This window comes from Synechococcus sp. PCC 7336 (assembly GCF_000332275.1).
In the GTDB taxonomy this organism is placed as follows: domain Bacteria; phylum Cyanobacteriota; class Cyanobacteriia; order Thermostichales; family PCC-7336; genus PCC-7336.
In genome coordinates, this window is the sequence record NZ_CM001776.1 from 2822425 (window position 1) to 2840025 (window position 17601).

Annotated in this window: 13 protein-coding genes, 1 tRNA gene and 1 rRNA gene; 9 read left to right on the forward strand and 6 right to left on the reverse strand. The window is 54.7% G+C overall.

Translation table 11 applies throughout. The features are described from left to right. Nucleotides 1–256 precede the first annotated feature (256 nt). Nucleotides 257–2794, reverse strand: coding sequence for a glycogen/starch/alpha-glucan phosphorylase (locus SYN7336_RS13495; protein ID WP_017326482.1), 2538 nt, complete (start codon nt 2792–2794; stop codon nt 257–259). A gap of 400 nt (nt 2795–3194) precedes the next feature. After that, nucleotides 3195–4958 carry an NFACT family protein gene (locus tag SYN7336_RS13500; RefSeq protein ID WP_017326483.1) on the reverse strand — a complete coding sequence of 588 codons (1764 nt, stop codon included), beginning with the start codon at nt 4956–4958 and terminating at the stop codon, nt 3195–3197. Between the two features lie 195 nt (nt 4959–5153). Here SYN7336_RS13500 and gmk point away from each other — a divergent pair, with 195 nt between their 5' ends. Beyond that, nucleotides 5154–5768, forward strand: a complete 615-nt coding sequence (gene gmk / locus SYN7336_RS13505) for a guanylate kinase (RefSeq protein ID WP_017326484.1) — start codon at nt 5154–5156, stop codon at nt 5766–5768. A 25-nt stretch (nt 5769–5793) separates the two neighbouring features. On the opposite strand, the gene SYN7336_RS13510 is transcribed toward gmk, so the two are convergent. The 4 genes from SYN7336_RS13510 to SYN7336_RS13525 form a co-directional block, all read right to left on the reverse strand. Beyond that, nucleotides 5794–7161 (reverse strand): cell wall metabolism sensor histidine kinase WalK, encoded by a 1368-nt coding sequence (locus tag SYN7336_RS13510; RefSeq protein ID WP_017326485.1) that lies wholly within the window; start codon nt 7159–7161, stop codon nt 5794–5796. After that, nucleotides 7136–7804, reverse strand: coding sequence for a response regulator transcription factor (locus SYN7336_RS13515; protein ID WP_017326486.1), 669 nt, complete (start codon nt 7802–7804; stop codon nt 7136–7138). Before SYN7336_RS13515 ends, SYN7336_RS13510 begins: the two co-directional genes overlap by 26 nt. A 235-nt stretch (nt 7805–8039) precedes the next feature. Then, the gene (locus tag SYN7336_RS13520) at nt 8040–8891 is read right to left on the reverse strand and encodes an alpha/beta fold hydrolase (RefSeq protein ID WP_017326487.1); all 852 of its coding nucleotides are present in this window, start codon (nt 8889–8891) and stop codon (nt 8040–8042) included. A gap of 39 nt (nt 8892–8930) precedes the next feature. Then, on the reverse strand, nt 8931–9629 hold the full coding sequence (locus SYN7336_RS13525; protein ID WP_017326488.1) for a TVP38/TMEM64 family protein: 699 nt from the start codon (nt 9627–9629) through the stop codon (nt 8931–8933). Between the two features lie 481 nt (nt 9630–10110). Here SYN7336_RS13525 and SYN7336_RS25875 point away from each other — a divergent pair, with 481 nt between their 5' ends. From SYN7336_RS25875 to SYN7336_RS13565, 8 genes are all read left to right on the forward strand, one after another. Continuing rightward, nucleotides 10111–10902 (forward strand): Tic22 family protein, encoded by a 792-nt coding sequence (locus tag SYN7336_RS25875; RefSeq protein WP_017326489.1) that lies wholly within the window; start codon nt 10111–10113, stop codon nt 10900–10902. Between the two features lie 90 nt (nt 10903–10992). Further along, a complete protein-coding gene (locus SYN7336_RS25880) occupies nt 10993–11811 on the forward strand; it encodes a Tic22 family protein (protein ID WP_017326490.1) in 819 nt (272 codons plus the stop codon). A gap of 33 nt (nt 11812–11844) precedes the next feature. Then, nucleotides 11845–12747 carry a peptide chain release factor N(5)-glutamine methyltransferase gene (prmC, locus tag SYN7336_RS13540; protein WP_227498507.1) on the forward strand — a complete coding sequence of 301 codons (903 nt, stop codon included), beginning with the start codon at nt 11845–11847 and terminating at the stop codon, nt 12745–12747. Continuing rightward, nucleotides 12748–13326, forward strand: coding sequence for an L-threonylcarbamoyladenylate synthase (locus SYN7336_RS13545; RefSeq protein ID WP_017326492.1), 579 nt, complete (start codon nt 12748–12750; stop codon nt 13324–13326). Between the two features lie 8 nt (nt 13327–13334). Beyond that, nucleotides 13335–14066 carry a sensor histidine kinase KdpD gene (locus tag SYN7336_RS13550; RefSeq protein ID WP_017326493.1) on the forward strand — a complete coding sequence of 244 codons (732 nt, stop codon included), beginning with the start codon at nt 13335–13337 and terminating at the stop codon, nt 14064–14066. A 282-nt stretch (nt 14067–14348) separates the two neighbouring features. Then, on the forward strand, nt 14349–15530 hold the full coding sequence (locus tag SYN7336_RS13555) for a M14 family metallopeptidase (protein ID WP_017326494.1): 1182 nt from the start codon (nt 14349–14351) through the stop codon (nt 15528–15530). A gap of 321 nt (nt 15531–15851) precedes the next feature. Continuing rightward, a 16S ribosomal RNA gene (locus tag SYN7336_RS13560) occupies nt 15852–17336 on the forward strand. Nucleotides 17337–17498: 162 nt separating this feature from the next. Continuing rightward, a tRNA-Ile gene (locus SYN7336_RS13565) sits at nt 17499–17575 on the forward strand. The last annotated feature ends 26 nt before the right edge of the window (nt 17576–17601 follow it).

Genomic DNA, 17601 nt, shown 5'->3' on the forward strand with positions numbered 1-17601 from the left:
GTGGCGATCGCCAGCGCTAGTAAAATAAGCCCAACCCCGAAAGAAAACCCACTGTAAGGATTGCAGTGGGCTTATTCCAATAATTTTATTCCAATAATCTTATTCCAATAATGTTGACATCGAGGCTTATCAGCGATCGCTGACAGACATTGGCATTTTGCCTGCCTAAACATGGAGCTGAGATCGGTGCGATTGACACTTCTCTTTTGAGACTTTTCTTTGCCGAGGTCAGCTCGGGCGGAGGAGAACAGATCGCCTAAATGTGGCAGAAGTTGAGATCGGCGAGATCGTAATTCTTCAACTCGATCTCGACCGGTTTCACCTTCCAGATATTGCGGCAATATTCGGCGATCGAGCGATCGCTGGAGAACTTACCCATACGAGCGGCATTGAGAATGGACATGCGAGTCCAATCTTCGCGATCTCGATAGGCTTCTCCCACTGTTTTCTGACAGTCAGCATATGCCTGAAAGTCAGCCAACACCAGGTAGGGATCGTCGTGTAGCAAAGACACAATTAAAGGATTGAACAAATCGGGATTGCCGCTAGAGAAAAAGCCCGAGCTCACTAGATCGATCGAGGCTTTGAGCAGCTCGTTGCTGTTGTAATAATCCCAAGCGCGATAGCCCGCTGCCTTCAGCTCGACCACCTCTGGGGCCGTGAGGCCAAACAGGAAGAAGTTCTCGGCCCCCACCTCTTCGCGCATCTCGACATTGGCCCCATCTAAGGTACCGATGGTGAGCGCTCCATTCAAGGCAAACTTCATATTGCCGGTTCCCGAGGCTTCCTTGCCCGCAGTGGAGATTTGCTCGGAGAGATCGGCGGCAGGATAGATGCGTTGGCTGTTGGTGACGTTGTAGTCGGGCAAGAAGACCACTTTGAGGCGATCGTTCACATCGGGATCGCTGTTCACCACAGCCGCAACAGAGGTGATCGACTTGATAATCAACTTCGCCATAAAGTAGCCCGGAGCAGCTTTGCCCGCGAAGATAAATGTGCGCGGCTGAATATCCAGATTGGGATAGCTTTTGAGCTGGTGGTATAGCGAAATGACATGCAAGATGTTGAGATGCTGGCGCTTGTACTCGTGAATGCGCTTGACATGCACGTCGAATAGAGAGGCCGGATCGACAGCAACTCCTAGGTTCCTGAAGATGCGATCGGCCAGATCTAGCTTGTTTTTCTGCTTGACCATCTGCCATTCGTCTCGAAAGCCCGCATCGTCTGCAAAGCTTTCTAGCTTTTTCAGTTGGTCTAGCTGCACGATCCAGCCATCGCCAATCTTGCCGCAGACCAACTCTGTTTGCTTGGGATTGCTCAACACTAGCCAGCGACGGGGGGTGACACCATTGGTAACATTGGTAAACTTCTCGGGCCAGAGTGCATAAAAGTCTGTCAGCACCCCTTTCTTGAGCAGTTCGGAATGCAATTCCGCTACGCCGTTAATGGCATGGCTGCCCACACAAGCTAAATTGGCCATGCGCACGTAGCGCTCTCCGCTTTCATCAATCAGGGAAAGGCGCTTCAGTCGGCCTTCATCCCCCATAAACTTGATACGGGCGCGATCCAAAAAGCGCTGATTAATTTCGTAAATAATCTCTAAGTGGCGAGGCAATAACTTGCCAAACAGGCTGAGGGGCCACTTTTCCAATGCCTCGGGCAGGAGGGTGTGATTGGTGTAGGAGAAGGTTTTGTGGGTGATTTCCCAGGCCTCCTCCCAGGCCATCCCCCGCACGTCCACCAATAGGCGCATCAGCTCCGCTACAGAGATCGCCGGGTGGGTATCGTTCAACTGCACGGCAAATTTTTCGTGGAATCGATCGAGTGGAATGCCCTGCGTTTCCATAATGCGGAACATGTCTTGCAACGAGCAGGACACGAAGAAGAACTGTTGCTCTAAACGCAGCCGCTTGCCCGAAAGCTGTTCGTCGTTGGGGTAAAGCACTTTTGTGATGTTCTCGGAGACGATCTTCTCGCCAACCGCACCGTAATAATCCCCCCGATTGAACGCTTCAAAGTCAAACGATTCGGTGGCTTCAGCCTTCCACAATCGCAGCGTGTTGGCGGTATCGATCTTGTAGCCCAAAATGGGTGTGTCGTAGGGCACTCCCTTCACCACTTTATCGGGCACCCAGCGAACGCGATAGCGATCGTTATCGTCGAGATAGGACTCCGTGTGACCGCCAAACTTCACCTCCACCGACCACTCGGGCCGGGGAATTTCCCAAGGGTTGCCAAAGCGCAACCACTTGTCAGTGACTTCCACCTGCCAGCCATCCTGAATCTCTTGGTCGAAGATGCCGTACTCGTAGCGAATGCCGTAACCCAAGGTGGGAATTTCCATTGTCGCCAGCGAGTCGAGGTAACAGGCGGCCAAACGGCCCAAACCGCCATTGCCCAAACCGGGCTCTTCCTCTTGCTCCAACAGCATGTCGAGACTGACGCCAAACTCTTCCACCGCCTGCTTGACCTGCTCGTAAATCCCCAGCACGATCAGGTTTTTGCCCAACTGAGGCCCCATTAAAAACTCGGCAGAGAAATAACAAACCGTTCGCGATCCTGCTTGGGTATAGCAGTCGGCAGTGCTATTCCAACGGTGCAACATTCGATCGCGCACCGTATAAGCCAAGGCCATGTAATAGTCGTTCTTGGTTGCCAGAGCTGGAAACTTGCCCTGAACGTAAAACAGGTTGTCGACAAATGCTCGCTTTAGGGTTTCTACACTCAAGCCAACTCGATCGTCCTCCACGAGAACGTCGGGACAGACAAAACCTTCAGGAATTTGTGAGGTCATCGCGGGTTAGTCTCCTTGTGGTGATGTGGGAGGGGGGAATTGCTCGCCCCCATGGCGAGATGAAGCGATCGCTCGTACCGAAACGAGCCGCGATAAAAACGCTCTCAGCGCCTATCCTCTCGCAATCCCTGGCTTTAGCGATTTTCAGCAATTGAACTTCAGCAAATGGGTCGAGCCATCACAGGTATAAAAGTCAATACCGTAATAACATACCTTCCCCAAATGGCTTGCGTTGGCTGCGTTACAGTTCCATTACAGTAACCTCTACACAACACAAGTTTCTAGTGATGTTTCTTGCTATAGCTGGAGTAGCATGAATCGAGATTGTCTCATTCCAGAGATTTTACCGGCAAAATTTCAGATTTTCTTTAACAATTTCCCGCTGAGATCGGCAGCAATTTCAACCCTCGTTTTCCACATTCTGCCGGATACTGAAAAACGCTTCTGCCCGCTGCGGTTGTGCCCACAACACCTGTTGCTGCAGGTAAGTCACCATGCCGGGTTTGGCGTCAGCCCCTTTGAGTTTGTAAACGTGTTTGGGGCGAGTGTAGATGGTGGGAACGCGAGCGCTGAGACGGGCACGGCTGTAGTAAGCGGCGAGATCGGCAGCGGCTTGCAGGTCTTCGTCTTCTGCCACTGCGCCCGGGGGCAGGCGCAAGAGGACGTGGCTGCCGGGAATTTCTTGGGCGTGGAGCCACCAGTCGGTATTGCGAGCGAGTTTGAACGAGATGAGATCGTTTTGGCGGTTGTTGCGACCCACGAGGATCTCGAAGCCGCTGGGGCTGGTGTAGCGGTGGGGATCGGAGTCTGGGCTGGGGATAGAGGCGCTGGGGCGATCTCGATCGCCGAGATAGCCTTCTGAAATTAGCTCCCGTTCGATTTCGCACAGGGCTTGTAGGTCGCCAGAGGTACGATAGCCATCCAGTTGTTCGATCGCCCCCAAAACCTGCTCCAGATAGGCGATCTCGCGGTTCACTTGCTCTAGCAGTGGGGTGACTGCCGTGCGAGCACGTTTTTGTTTGCGATGTTTTTTGTAGTATTGCTGAGCATTGGCGATCGCATTCTTTTCGGGGTCCAATTGAATCGCGACAGATTCCCCCGTTTCAAAATCCGACAGCGCTATCTCAGTCAGCCCCGGCTGCCAGTCCTGCAGGTGAGCCATCAGCAAGTCCGCCGCCCGCTTCGCCTCCCCCGCCCGCTCCGATCCCTCCAAAGCACGCGCAAAATCCTGTCGCCGCTGTTCCAGCTTGCGGAGAACGGAGTGCAACTTCTGTCGCAGGCGATGGCGATCGCGATCGAACTGCTGATTCTCCAGTTCCCGACGGTAATAGTCATCCAGCAGTTTGTGAATATCTTCTACGGGCTCGACACTGTTCCAGCCCGTGACGGTATAACCGCGCTCGCTCCATCCCGGCTGAAATCCACCATCTTTGAGGATCGCCAGCCACTCTTGCCAACAGTCAAATAGAAGTTGCCACTGCTCGGGGGCGATCGCCTCTGTCGAAACCTGCGGCGACAGATCCGCTTTTGCTGCCATCGGTTCCACAATGGCGCGACTGAGACCGCGATAGGCCTGCAACAGCGTTTTGCGTAACGGACCTGCAGGCCACACCAGCCGATCTTGCCAGTCTTCCAGCGGCTCATCTGGGTTGGGGATCGCGCCCGTGAGGGGGGGAGGGGGTTGATAGGCAAGGCCCGCCTGCAAGGGACGGACGCTCGATTGGCGATCGCTCACCCCCCGCCCGCAGGCCACCACGATCCCGTCGCGATCGACCAATGCCACATTGCTGTATTTGCCCATCGTTTCTAGATAGAGATGCCACTGCGCCTCCTCTTGGGGACGAAGAGCAAACTGCCAGTCCGTGACACGCTCCCAGGGATCGAGCTGAAGGATTTGGCAGAGGGCGAATCCCCGCAGCCGCTGCAAAATTTGACTGAACTGGAAGGGGTCGGCAATGCCTTTGGGAATGCGTTGGCCCAAATGAAAGCGAGCCGCCTGCGGATGCCAGCTCAACGTCACCCATTGCCGCCCCTCCAGCGTGCGCAGGGCCAGATGCAGCGTCCACAAATCCGTTTGCTGCACGACCTCCACCCGAGCGGGCAGACAGCGGCGGGCGAGATCGCGATGGACGGCGATCGCTGTAGTGAGGTCAAACGGTTGCACAGGCGACGATCGAGATGGGGGCTCTATTCTGAGGACAGCCGCAAAGGGAGCGAGCCCTCTCAAGACTACTACCGCGATCGCGATTTCAGCTTCAATATCAGTTCTCTAAATGCAATCTGAGGAACAATCTCGCAGGCTGCTGGCAAATTGAGAGAGTAGAGTAAGAAAATCCCTTTCCACCCCGCAGAGTTCGTCGTGTCTGAAACCCTGTTAACTTCCTCCAGCCCCAGCGATCGCCAGCGTTCTCGAGGCCGCCTGATCGTGGTGACAGGCCCTAGTGGCGTGGGCAAAGGGACTTTGCTAGCCGCAATTCGCCGACGCCATCCCGAATTGCAGATGTCGATCTCGGCCACAACGCGATCGCCTCGTCCCGGCGAGATCGACGGTGTACATTACTTCTTCTATACTCGCGAGCAGTTTGAATCATTGCGAGATCGCGGCCAGTTTCTGGAATGGGCAGAATTTGCGGGCAACCTCTACGGCACCCCCTTGGCTCCCGTCAAACAACGCCTGCAAGCGGGAGAGGATGTCATCCTCGAAATCGAACTGCAGGGGGCGAGGCAGGTGGCCCGCACATGGCCCGAAGCCTTTAAACTGTTTATTCGTCCTCCCTCCTTAGCCGAGCTAGAACGTCGCCTGCGGGAACGGGGCCAAGATACTGAAGAGAGTATCCAGAAACGTTTGGCGACTGCCGAGCTGGAGTTGAAGGCTGAATCTGAATTCGATCTGGCGATCGTCAACGATCGAATCGATCGCGCCGTGCAAGAGTTAGAAACTGCCATTTTAGATGCAACGGTTGCCCAACATTAACGGTGCCGGGTGCGATCGCGACGTTTCATTTATCCCACTGCCTTCCCGAGTGCTGCCGCTTTCCTTCTACCCGCTTCATCTCGCCAGGCAACGCCACTTGAAAGTACGATCCTTTGCCAACCATACTGCTGACAGCAATCTTGCCGCCATGCTGTCTGGCAATGGTTTGGGCGATCGCCAACCCCAACCCCGAGCCGTTCTCGCGATGGGTACGAGCCTCTTCCGCCCGCCAAAAACGCTCGAAAATAGCCTGCAGGTGTTCGGCGGGAATGCCGATGCCCGTATCCGTGACGGCAACTTCGATCCAGCGAGGCGATCGATCCACCTGCACTTCGACAGTACCACCTGCAGGAGTGTACTGGATGGCGTTGTCGATCAAATTGCCAAACAGTCGGCGAAGCCTCATGGCATCGCCCCAAATTTCAGTTTTGGCAGTCTCGGCAGGCCGAAACTGGAGCTGAATCTCCGCGCGTTTGGCTCGATCGTAAGTTTCTGCTACTAACTCCCCCAACAGTTCGCTCAAACAGATCCGTCCTCGATCTCCATCGCTGGCTTCGACGCCCGCATCCGCCCGCGCCAGCAGCAGCAAATCTTCGGTCAAGTGGGTCATTTGTTCTGTTGCGCTGGAGAGTGCCGCCAATTTCCGTTCATCGGCAGGATGAACCCGTTCGGGATGAACTTGCATCAGATCCACAAAACCCTGCATGACTGTCAGCGGACCGCGCAGTTCGTGGGAGGCGTCCGCTGTAAATTGGCGCAGCCGCTGAAAGCTCTGCTCCACCGGTTCGAGTGCTCGCTTAGTCAGCCAAAGGCCGCCAACACCAATGCACCCCAGAGCTACGCTGCCCCCCAAACCCAGCCCCCACAGCAGCCGAGACTGCGCCACCACTAGATCTTCCATCGATTGGCTGGCACGAACGTAACCTTCTAGCGATGGCAGCACCGAGTCTGGACTATCGCTAAACACAGAAATGGCATAGGTTCGCACGGGGTAGGGTTGATCGGGGGGATGCAGGGTTTGCGGACCCAGTTTGGGCGGCCGAGCAATTGAGATGATCCCCTTGCTCGCCAGGAGAGAGCGATTCACGTCGAACCACTCCAGACTTTGGCGATCGCGATTGAAAATATCGCGCCACGGAACTTCCTCTACATTGTCGAGATACTCGTGGCCCTGGCGCTCGATGTCAACTTGGGTGAGGGTAGCCGCCTGTGCCAGCGTCAGCAGGCGCTTATCTAACTGTCTGTAGAGGCTGCGCACGACAAACCCATACACCCCAAAGCCAAATACCCCCAACGAGGCTGCCATGACAACCAAATATGCCAGCAGCAAGCGCAGGCGCAGGCTGAAAAACAGTCGCTGGTGACGACTATTTGAGGCGATACCCCATCCCATAAACAGTCTCAATCGGATCGGTTGTAGCTCCCGCTTGCCTCAATTTGTGGCGCAAGCGCTTGATATGAAACTTGACGGCTTCTTCGTCGGGGGGTTCCTCGAACGACCACAGGCGGTCCAGAATGGCGCTGCGGCTGAAAATGCGATCGCCGTTGCGCATCAGCAATTCCAAGAGGCTGTATTCCTTGGGCGTTAGATTCAGGGGCTCGAGATCGTAGGTCACCTGGCAGGTGCTGGGATCGAGGCGCAACAAGCCCCGCTCCAGCACGGGCGGCTGTGCCGCGATGCCCCGCCGCAACAGCGCTCGAATCCGGGCCGAGAGCTCGCTAAACTTGAATGGCTTCACCACATAGTCATCGGCTCCGGCATCGAGTCCCACAACCTTATCAGTGGTGGTGTCTTTTGCCGTCAGCATCAGAATGGGCAATTGATATCCCCGCGATCGCAGTTTGCGGCAAAGGGAGATGCCATCTAGTTTGGGCAGCATCACATCCAGCAGTACCAGATCGTATTTAAAGGCATCCAGCATGTCCCAACCCATCTCGCCGTCATGAGCAACTTCCACCAGAAAATTTTGCTCGGCTAGGCTCTCTTGCAGCAGCGCCGTAATTCGTCGATCGTCCTCAACCACCAAAAGTTTCATGCTTACCTTTCCAAGCTACCTCCACAGACCTAGCGGGAGTTGCCAGCATTTACTGGTACTGCCATCGATGCCGAGTGGCTGAGTCGAGCCACAAGACCTCAGAAGGGTTAGAAGGTCTTCTTCTACCTCGCAGTTACACCACTGCCGTAGAGATACTCTACGACGTTAATGGGAGGAAACCGGGAGATCTCGGCAACTGGAGCCTATTTCTCTGGAGAGCTTACAGTGTCCGTGCCTAAGCGAGAAAGTCCCGCAGGTGCTGGCTCACCTGTTGGGGGCGATCGAGCTGCACCCAATGGCCGCTGTTGGGAATGTAGTGCAGTTGAAAATCCTTCACATAGGCTTCGGTACCGTAGGAGAGTTCTTTGCCAAAGGCATTATCCTGCTCTCCCCACAGCAATAGGGTGGGAACCTCTAGTTGACCCCACTGACGCTTTAAGAAGGGGCTATTGGGAAGATTGCGATAGTAATTCAGCATGGCCGTCAGTGCCCCCGGCCGGGCAGCAGCAGTGCGGAACGTTTGGATATCCTCAGAGGTAAAGTCGGGGTTGTATTGTTTGACTTCCTCAAATACAAAACCAATAAATGCGTAGTTCCCCTGCCGGATGACAAATTCTGATATCCCTCGCAGTTGGAAGAAGAGGATGTACGAACTTCTGAGTAGTTGTTGGGGAGTGCGCAGTCCCTGGGCGAATTTGGCTGGGTGGGGAAAGTTCATCACCACCAGGCGCTCTACCCGTTCGGGACGGTCGTAGGTGAAGGTCCAAGCGAGGGCTCCGCCCCAATCGTGACCCACTAAAACGCAGTGTTTGTAGCCCAGGGCGTCGATCGCCCCTTCGATATAGCCCACCAGGTTCTCGACTCGGTAGGCACTGAATTCGGTTGGCTTATCGCTGTCGTTATATCCGGGCAAATCTAACGCCACGACCTTATAGCTGCTGGCAAATTCGGGAATGTGGTATTTCCAGGCATACCAAAAGGCCGGAAAACCGTGCAACATCAGCATTAACGGCCCTTCTCCTCGGGTGACGTAATGCAGTTTGATGCCGTTGCTTTCCAGAAAGCCGTGGCTCCAAGACTCAGACACGCTCGCACTCCCTACCGCAACGCTGACTGTACGGCAACTTTATTCGATACAGATAATTTCGTTGAGGTCAAACCAATTGTAGCGACGGATTGCCCAAGGCAGGCCGAGCGAGATGGCGAGGAAGGCGATCGCGTAGGCAAAACCTCCACTCCACCCAATGGTGACATTGGCACCGAGATAGGCGATCGCCATTGTGGATGGAACCATGCCGAAGAAAGTGGCACCAGCGTAGATGGGAGCAGATAGGCCCGTTATGCCTGCGCTGTAGCTAATGAGGTCGAAGGAAAAGATGGGTAGCAAGCGGGTGGCAAAGATGAGCCAGCCGAGGAAGGTTTCGCCCCGTTGTTTGGAGAAAGTAAAGACTTTGCCAGTCAGAGTTTTGAGGGCGGATCTGCCTAAGGTGCGACCCAAACTATAGGCGGCCATGCTACCGAGGAATCCGCCGATGACGGTGTAAATGCTGGCTGAGAGTGGACCCCAAATGGCAGCGGCGACGACAAGTAGGGGCAGACCGGGGATGTTAGAAATAATCACTGAGATGGCAAGGACAGCGATATAGAGGAGGGGGCCGAAGGGGCCGGTGCGATCGGCGATGTCTCGCCAGGTGGAGAGGGAGAGAATATCGCTGGGGAAGTGGTGGAGGCTGAGGTAGGCGATTGGAATGAGGGCGATCGCGCCAATGGGCCAGAGCCAGCGATTGGCTTGCTTGTGGATTGCCGTCACGTTGTGGATTTGCATTTCGCTTGTCTCACCTCAATCCAGACTTTTAGCCGCATAGTTTCAGTCAACTGTCTGCCACTGAGGAGGCGCGATGGATGACCTAGACGGCTTGTTAGGGGCAAAGAAGGCTTTTCTCGGCGGGATCTCAGGAGTTTCTTATCGGTCGATCGAATGCTCCCATTGCTGGGGGGACTGCAGTCAATAGCACTCTGTCGCTCTGGCTCTGCAGAAGCAAGCGCAGATAGAGGTGTTAATTGGGGCAAAACAATTGCGCCTGCATCCCTCGCAGTTGATAAGGCCCCTAGCTAGGATAGGAAAGAATTTCTCGCAGACAGGCAGCTCCTGCTGCTAGTAACCCCAGGAGTGGCAAGTGGATACTGAGTTCTAGCTCGAAAGCCGCTAGCAAGCGTTCCGCTTGTCTGTTGTCAGCCCATTGGCCGCTATCCTTTGCCTGTAATGATGTCTTATGTAAAGTGTCTTATGTAAAGTAGGAGCCTCTATGAAATTGGTCCGACAGTTGAGCTTGTTAACCACCTGCGGTGCATTAATGCTTGCGGCTACCTTTCAGGCAGCACTCGCTCAGACAGCCGCTCCAGTCCTTTCTGAAGCGGCGATCGTGGCCCAAGCCGACAGCACTGCTCTAACTCCAGATCAGGTGTTAGATCGTTTGAAAACTGTGCCTGTCTTTGCCATTGTGTCCGAGAACAATTCGCCCGTGCTTGCGAACATCGAACAGAACGGCGAGCAGGTTCAGCTGATCAGTTTTTGGTTGGATCAGAAGGCAGCTCAAACAGCGCTGAGTAACGTTCAGCAAGCGAATCCCTCAGTGGGCGGACAGGCGCGGCTCGTATCCCTACCCATGCCAGAAGCTCTGCGCGTGGCTAGAGAGCAACAAGAGAATGAAATCCAGGTCCGCATCTGGCCCGATGTCGAGACACTGGAAGTAGCCCTGAATTTATTGCGACAGACTGCTGGACAAGAAGATGCCGATCGCTTTCCTGGCGTACCGTTGTTTTACGGCGAGTCGGAGGCTGGGGTGTTAACGTTGGAAGCCAATGGCTCTGAGGTTGTACCCTTCTTCTTCCATAAAGATGACCTAGAAGCGACGCTCAATCGGGCTGGCGCTGAAAACGCCGATATTGCAGCCAGAACTCAAGTTCGCGTCACCTCTCTCAATACGGTGATGAACTCGATGGTGTCTCCCAACGCAGAGGCCAACGTTCAGAAGATTGAGTTTGTGCCCTCCCGCGCGGCAATTGAATATGCCCGAGAAATCGCCCCCGCCCAATAAAATAAAGAGGTTCGAGTGGCTGCGATTGCAGTACAGAGAGGTTGCGCTTCCCGACTTTGTTTTCAGATCCCGTGTCAATTAGGAACTGCCATGAAACCGGTCCGACAGTTGAGTCTGTTCGTAATGGCTTGCAGTGTTTCGCTCGTTGCTGCCATACCTCAAGCGCTATATGCCCAGACGACTGACCTAGCACTATCTAAATCTGCACTATCCGAACCGGCGATCGTTGCTCAATCAACCGGCGTTCCTCTCAGTTCCGATGAAGTCTTGGGTCGCCTCGATGCCGTGCCCGTGTTTGCCATTTTGTCCGAGAACAATTCACCAGTTCTGGCCAATATCGAGCAGGATGGCGAGCAGGTGAAGCTGATCGGTTTTTGGTTAGATCGGGCTGCCGCTCAAGTGGCATTGAATACAATTCAAACTGCCAACCCAGAAGTGGGCTCGCGGGCGCGAATGGTACCGATTGCGATGTCAGCAGCTCTGCGGATGGCTGCCGAGCAACAGGAGCAAAATGGCATTCGGTTTCGAATTTGGCCGAGTTCGGAGATCGTTGAAACTGCGATCGCCCTCCTACGAGAGACTGATGGAGAGGAAATCGATAGCTTTCCTGGCGTGCCGTTGTTTTTCGGCCAATCCGACGAAGGGGTGCTGACGATTGAAGCTGATGGTTCGGAGGTCGTCCCCTTTTTCTTCAGTGATAAAGATCTGCAGGATACCCTCGATCTCGCCCGCGAGGAAAATTCTGACATTGCGGATAAAACTGAAATTCGCGTCACCTCCCTCGATTCTGTGATGAATTCAATGGTGGCTCCCGATGCAGAGGCGAGTGTCCAAAAGATTGAGTTTGTGCCTTCCCGCTTGGCTATTGAAGATGCTAGAGGGCTAGCCGTAGAAAATCAATCCAATTAACGATCCGGCGAGCTAAAATCGAGCCGATCGGGAGTGAGGGCGGAAATCGATATTCTGTGTAAATCCCAAATGTATGAAGCAATGGCAGATCGCTTGCTGCAATGGCGACAGCAGGCACGCCAACAGGCAACCAAAACGAGTGTGGCAACTGGGGAAGTCGATCTGCTGTTGCAAGCCTATTGCGGTTGGACGAGCCTCGATCGCGCCCTGGGTCGCCCTCCGACCCAGCCTGTAGATTGGGGGAAATTAACTCACTTGTGGGAACAACGCTGGCGCGATCGCATACCGCTGCAATACCTGTGTGGTTCCGTTGGCTGGCGGCAGTTGAAGTTACAGGTCACCCCTGACGTGCTCATTCCTCGACCGGAGACTGAGTTACTGGTGGATGTGGCGGCTAACTGGTTGCACGATCGCCCCGCCGGTCTGTGGGCCGATCTCGGTACGGGCAGTGGGGCGATCGCCATTGGCTTGGCCTGCGAAGTGCCTGACGTGCGGTTGCTAGCGGTGGATCTCAGCCATGGAGCGTTGCAAGTGGCCCGAGCCAATATCGAACGCTACCAACTGAGCGATCGCATTGCCATTCTGCAAGGAAGTTGGTTCGAGCCGCTTGCCCCTAATGCTCAGCTCTTGCAGGGTATTCTCTCCAACCCCCCTTACATTCCCACTGCAGAGATCGAGCAGTTGCAACCAGAAGTGCGAGATCGCGAGCCCCGACTTGCCCTCGATGGGGGGGAGAATGGGTTGAAGGCGATCGAACATTTAGTCGAACGAGCGCCCGGTTACTTACAACCAGGGGGATTTTGGGCGATCGAGGTGATGCAGGGACAGTCTGCTGCGGTCGTGGAACGATTGCAGCGATCGCAGCGATATACTGCGATTCAAGTCCACTGCGATTTAGAAGGGGTCGAGCGCGCTGTCAGTGCTCAGGTGCGCTAAATGTTAGTCGATCGCGACGGTGTTATTGCAGCAGCTCTCCGAGGAGAGGTCGTTTCGTTTCCGACGGATACAGTCCCGGCCTTGGCTGCTCTGCCCGAGCGGGCGAACGCGATTTACCAGCTCAAACAGCGCCCGTCCCACAAACCTCTCATTCTGATGGGTGCAACGGTCGAGAGTTTGAAACCTTATATCGCCGGTTGGGAGTCCGCATGGCAAGCAGAGATCGAGCGGGCTTGGCCCGGTCCCCTCACCCTCGTTCTGCCGGTTAACCCTGAGGCTTCTGTAGAAACCATGATTTCCGAGGGTAAGACTCTCGGCATTCGCATTCCCGCTAGCACTTTGGCTCTGGACGTTCTGCGGCGCACCGGTCCGCTCGCCACCACGAGTGCCAACGAGTCCGGACAAGCTCCCCTAACCAATCCGGCGGCAATCGCCGATCGCTTTCCCACTGTGGCCGTTCTCGACGCCGCCAGTCCTCAGATTGGCTTGCCATCCACCGTCGCTCTGTGGCGGGGAGACCTCCAAAATTGGGAAATCTTGCGGCAGGGCCACTACCGCCTTTCTGTCTCCCCTTTCTAACTCCTCTTATGCTGCAGATTCCTAATCTCGAACTTGCCCCTACCCCCATAGCAGGAGACTCCGATACGATGGATTGGGAGTTTGCGTTTCGGCGATCGGAGATGCTGCGGCAGTTTAAAGCGGAATTGTTGGTCAACCTGGGCCACGAACTGCGCGGTCCCCTCAGTAGCCAAATTGGCGCCCTAGATCTGATTCTGACAGGGCTATGCGAGTCAGTGGATGAAATGCAGGAGTTTGCGGCAGCGGCTCGCAACTCTGCACAGGGGCATATTCATCTGATTGCCGACTGTATCGAATTGTCCCGCTACGAAAGTCCCATCTTGCCCCTTCACTTGCAGCAGGTAGAGCTTGCTTCGACGCTACAGCAGATTTATCAGCTAACGGAACCGATTGCTCGCGATCGCGGCCTGCAGTACGACCGACCGGAAATGACTGCTTGCCTGCAGGCCGATCCCCACTGGTTGGAACAGGCCCTTTTGGGCATGGTGATGTGGGGCTTCGGGCAAATCGTACACGGTAGTGTGCGCTTCACTCTCGAACCTCTATCCGATATCTGGCAACTCTCGCTATCGCTTTCGGGCAAGCTGCGCGTTCCCCTCGCCGGACGAGACAGTCTCTATTGGCAAGTGCCCCAAGCGGCGATCGCGGCCATGTCAGGTCAGTTATTGCTGGCTGTGCCGACCCAAGCACAGAGCGTTGTCGCGATCTGCTGTCTACCCCGTCGGGCGATCGCCGCTTGAGCTCCGATAAAGAATTCTCTACAACCCCTGCTAGCTAAGTTTCAGTTCACAAAAGAAAGCCTCCCAATACAGGGAGGCCGAAAACATTGCTAGAGGTTTTCCGAATGAATTAAGTATCGTCAGAACTCCGCTTGCAAAGTGTATCGACGGTATCAAAATGATAGAAAATTTACGATCTGCATCTTCTCTTAAGTTTTGTTCTTTCTCCCCAGTTTTGTTCTTTCTCCCCCTGACAGCAAGAGAGCCCGAAGGCAGCAGTCGAGCGAGATTCGAGGGTGACTCTTGCCGCCAAAACCCGATCCGCAGTTTCGAGCGGATCGAACAGAAGCTGAATCTGTGCAGACCGACGTGCGACAATGCGGGATCGATATTCGAGCGATCGCTGCTGCCGGTCTAGAACACCAGCAGCAATACCGAACAATTTGCCAGTGGGATGTTTGCATGCTGACAGTCACCGATAGGCTTCCAGAGGGGTTGTTGGAGATCGAACCCACCCGTCTGTACGAAATCCTCGACGGACCCACCCTGATTCACCTACCAGGCCGCCAAGCTCCTCCCCTATTTGTTTCTGTACTGTTACATGGGAACGAAACCACCGGGTTCTTCGCGATCCAAAGATTGCTGAAGCATTATGGCGATCGGCAACTGCCCAGAGCGCTTTCCATTCTGATCGGAAATGTCCGCGCCGCCCGAGAGCGAGCCCGCCGCCTCGACAGCCAACCTGACTACAATCGAATCTGGCAGGGCGGCGATCTACCCGAACACCAAATGGCCCGTCAGGCGATCGACGAGATGGCTCGTCGTTCCGTCTTTGCCAGCATCGATATCCACAACAACACTGGGCGCAATCCTCACTACGCCTGCATCACCCGACTCGAGTCTCCCTTCCTGCAACTAGCCACCCTATTTGGCCGCACCACCGTCTACTTCACCCAGCCCAAAACCGTCCAAGCAAACGCTTTTGCCCGCTTGTGTCCCTCGATGGTGGTCGAGTGCGGACAACCCGGCCATTCCTATGGCACCCAACATGCTTTCGAACTCGTCGATGCGTGCCTCCACCTCTCCCACTTTTCCCAACGTCCCGTTCATCCCTCGGCCATAGACCTATTTCACACCGTCGCGATCGTCAAAGTTCCCGACAATGTCCAAATCAGCTTTGACAGCAGTTCCTCTGCCGATATCTGCTTTCAATCCAACCTCGATCTCTTGAACTTTGCCGAGTTACCAGCCGCTACTCGCTTAGCGACTTACAAACCCGGTCGCGAATACAGCTTGCATGTGACTGACGAAGGCCAGGGGGAAGTGAGCGATCGCTATTTCACTTACCAAAATGGCGAAATTCGGACCAAACTCGCCGTCACCCCCTCAATGCTGACGCTCGATCCTCGCATCATCCGTCAAGATTGTCTCTGCTACCTCATGGAGCGATATCCCCTCACCTGCAAAATTGAGCCTGTTGCATAACTGTTCGGCAGTGGGTGCGAGAACCAGATTTTTTTCCTCCAAGGGGTTGACAGTGAGAGAGGAGTGTAGCTATGTTAGTAAAGCGCTCGAAGGAAGCGAGCGACTGCGAGGTCTGTAAAAGCCAAGCACAGCAAGGCTTCCGAGCGTTCCGAACCATGACAGAGAAATAACTTCAAAAGACGAAAGTACAACCTCGTCAAACAAATGAGTAGAGGTTATTGACTCTTAACTTTGTTGAGAAGAGAGCCAATAACTGGTTTATGAAGAGAACGAGCCCAAACTGAGAAGTTGAAAGTTCGAGGACTTAAAGTTCGAGTAACTCAAACGGAGAGTTTGATCCTGGCTCAGGATGAACGCTGGCGGTATGCCTAACACATGCAAGTCGAACGAGCTTTTCGGAGCGAGTGGCGGACGGGTGAGTAACGCGTAAGGACCTGCCCTTAAGCGGGGGACAACAGTTGGAAACGACTGCTAATACCCCATAAGCCGAGAGGTAAAAGATTTATCACTTAGGGATGGACTTGCGTCAGATTAGGTAGTTGGTGGGGTAAGAGCCTACCAAGCCGACGATCTGTAGCTGTTCTGAGAGGGAGAGCAGCCACACTGGGACTGAGACACGGCCCAGACTCCTACGGGAGGCAGCAGTGGGGAATTTTCCGCAATGGGCGAAAGCCTGACGGAGCAATACCGCGTGAATGAAGAAGGCTTTCGGGTCGTAAAGTTCTTTTATCAGGGAAGAAGATTGACGGTACCTGATGAATCAGCATCGGCTAACTCCGTGCCAGCAGCCGCGGTAAGACGGAGGATGCAAGCGTTATCCGGAATTATTGGGCGTAAAGCGTACGTAGGCGGCTGAGCAAGTCTGGTGTTAAAGGCCACGGCCTAACCGTGGAAGGGCACTGGAAACTGCGCAGCTCGAGTGCGGTAGGGGTAGAGGGAATTCCCGGTGTAGCGGTGAAATGCGTAGATATCGGGAAGAACACCAGTGGCGAAAGCGCTCTACTGGGCCGCAACTGACGCTGAGGTACGAAAGCTAGGGTAGCGAAAGGGATTAGATACCCCTGTAGTCCTAGCCGTAAACGATGGACACTAGGTGTTGGACGTATCGACCCGTTCAGTACCGTAGCTAACGCGTTAAGTGTCCCGCCTGGGGAGTACGCACGCAAGTGTGAAACTCAAAGGAATTGACGGGGGCCCGCACAAGCGGTGGAGCATGTGGTTTAATTCGATGCAACGCGAAGAACCTTACCAGGGTTTGACATCCCGCGAACACCTTGGAAACAGGGTGGTGCCTTCGGGAACGCGGAGACAGGTGGTGCATGGCTGTCGTCAGCTCGTGTCGTGAGATGTTGGGTTAAGTCCCGCAACGAGCGCAACCCTCGTGGTTAGTTGCCAGCATTAAGTTGGGCACTCTAGCCAGACTGCCGGTGACAAACCGGAGGAAGGTGGGGATGACGTCAAGTCAGCATGCCCCTTACATCCTGGGCTACACACGTGCTACAATGCCACGGACAAAGAGCAGCCAACTAGCAATAGCGAGCAAATCTCATAAACCGTGGCTCAGTTCAGATTGCAGGCTGCAACTCGCCTGCATGAAGGAGGAATCGCTAGTAATCGCAGGTCAGCATACTGCGGTGAATACGTTCCCGGGCCTTGTACACACCGCCCGTCACACCATGGAAGTCGGCCACGCCCGAAGTCGTTATTCTAACCGTAAGGAGGGAGGCGCCGAAGGCAGGGCTGGTAACTGGGGTGAAGTCGTAACAAGGTAGCCGTACCGGAAGGTGCGGCTGGATCACCTCCTTTCTAGGGAGACCTACCCATCTACGAACTCGAGAGCGAGCTGTTTGCGTTAAGCGAAAAGTGAGCGAATCCAAAATGAGAGTTGTAGAGGGTCATCCTAGGTCGGTCGGGGAAGAACCGGAGTCTTTTGAAGTTATCTGTCGTGATTACGGCAGGCAAGGGAACGGGCTATTAGCTCAGGTGGTTAGAGCGCACCCCTGATAAGGGTGAGGTCCCTGGTTCGAGTCCAGGATGGCCCACCATTTATCAAAGACACTCGCTCTCGAAA

Excerpts from the sequence above, each read along its gene's own strand:
- SYN7336_RS13510 (WP_017326485.1), bottom strand. The coding sequence starts at position 7,161 with ATGGGATGGGGTATCGCCTCAAATAGTCGTCACCAGCGACTGTTTTTC.
- SYN7336_RS13515 (WP_017326486.1), bottom strand. The coding sequence starts at position 7,804 with ATGAAACTTTTGGTGGTTGAGGACGATCGACGAATTACGGCGCTGCTG.
- SYN7336_RS13525 (WP_017326488.1), bottom strand. The coding sequence starts at position 9,629 with ATGCAAATCCACAACGTGACGGCAATCCACAAGCAAGCCAATCGCTGG.
- SYN7336_RS13545 (WP_017326492.1), top strand. The coding sequence starts at position 12,748 with ATGTTAGTCGATCGCGACGGTGTTATTGCAGCAGCTCTCCGAGGAGAG.
- SYN7336_RS13495 (WP_017326482.1), bottom strand. The coding sequence starts at position 2,794 with ATGACCTCACAAATTCCTGAAGGTTTTGTCTGTCCCGACGTTCTCGTG.
- SYN7336_RS25880 (WP_017326490.1), top strand. The coding sequence starts at position 10,993 with ATGAAACCGGTCCGACAGTTGAGTCTGTTCGTAATGGCTTGCAGTGTT.
- SYN7336_RS25875 (WP_017326489.1), top strand. The coding sequence starts at position 10,111 with ATGAAATTGGTCCGACAGTTGAGCTTGTTAACCACCTGCGGTGCATTA.
- SYN7336_RS13550 (WP_017326493.1), top strand. The coding sequence starts at position 13,335 with ATGCTGCAGATTCCTAATCTCGAACTTGCCCCTACCCCCATAGCAGGA.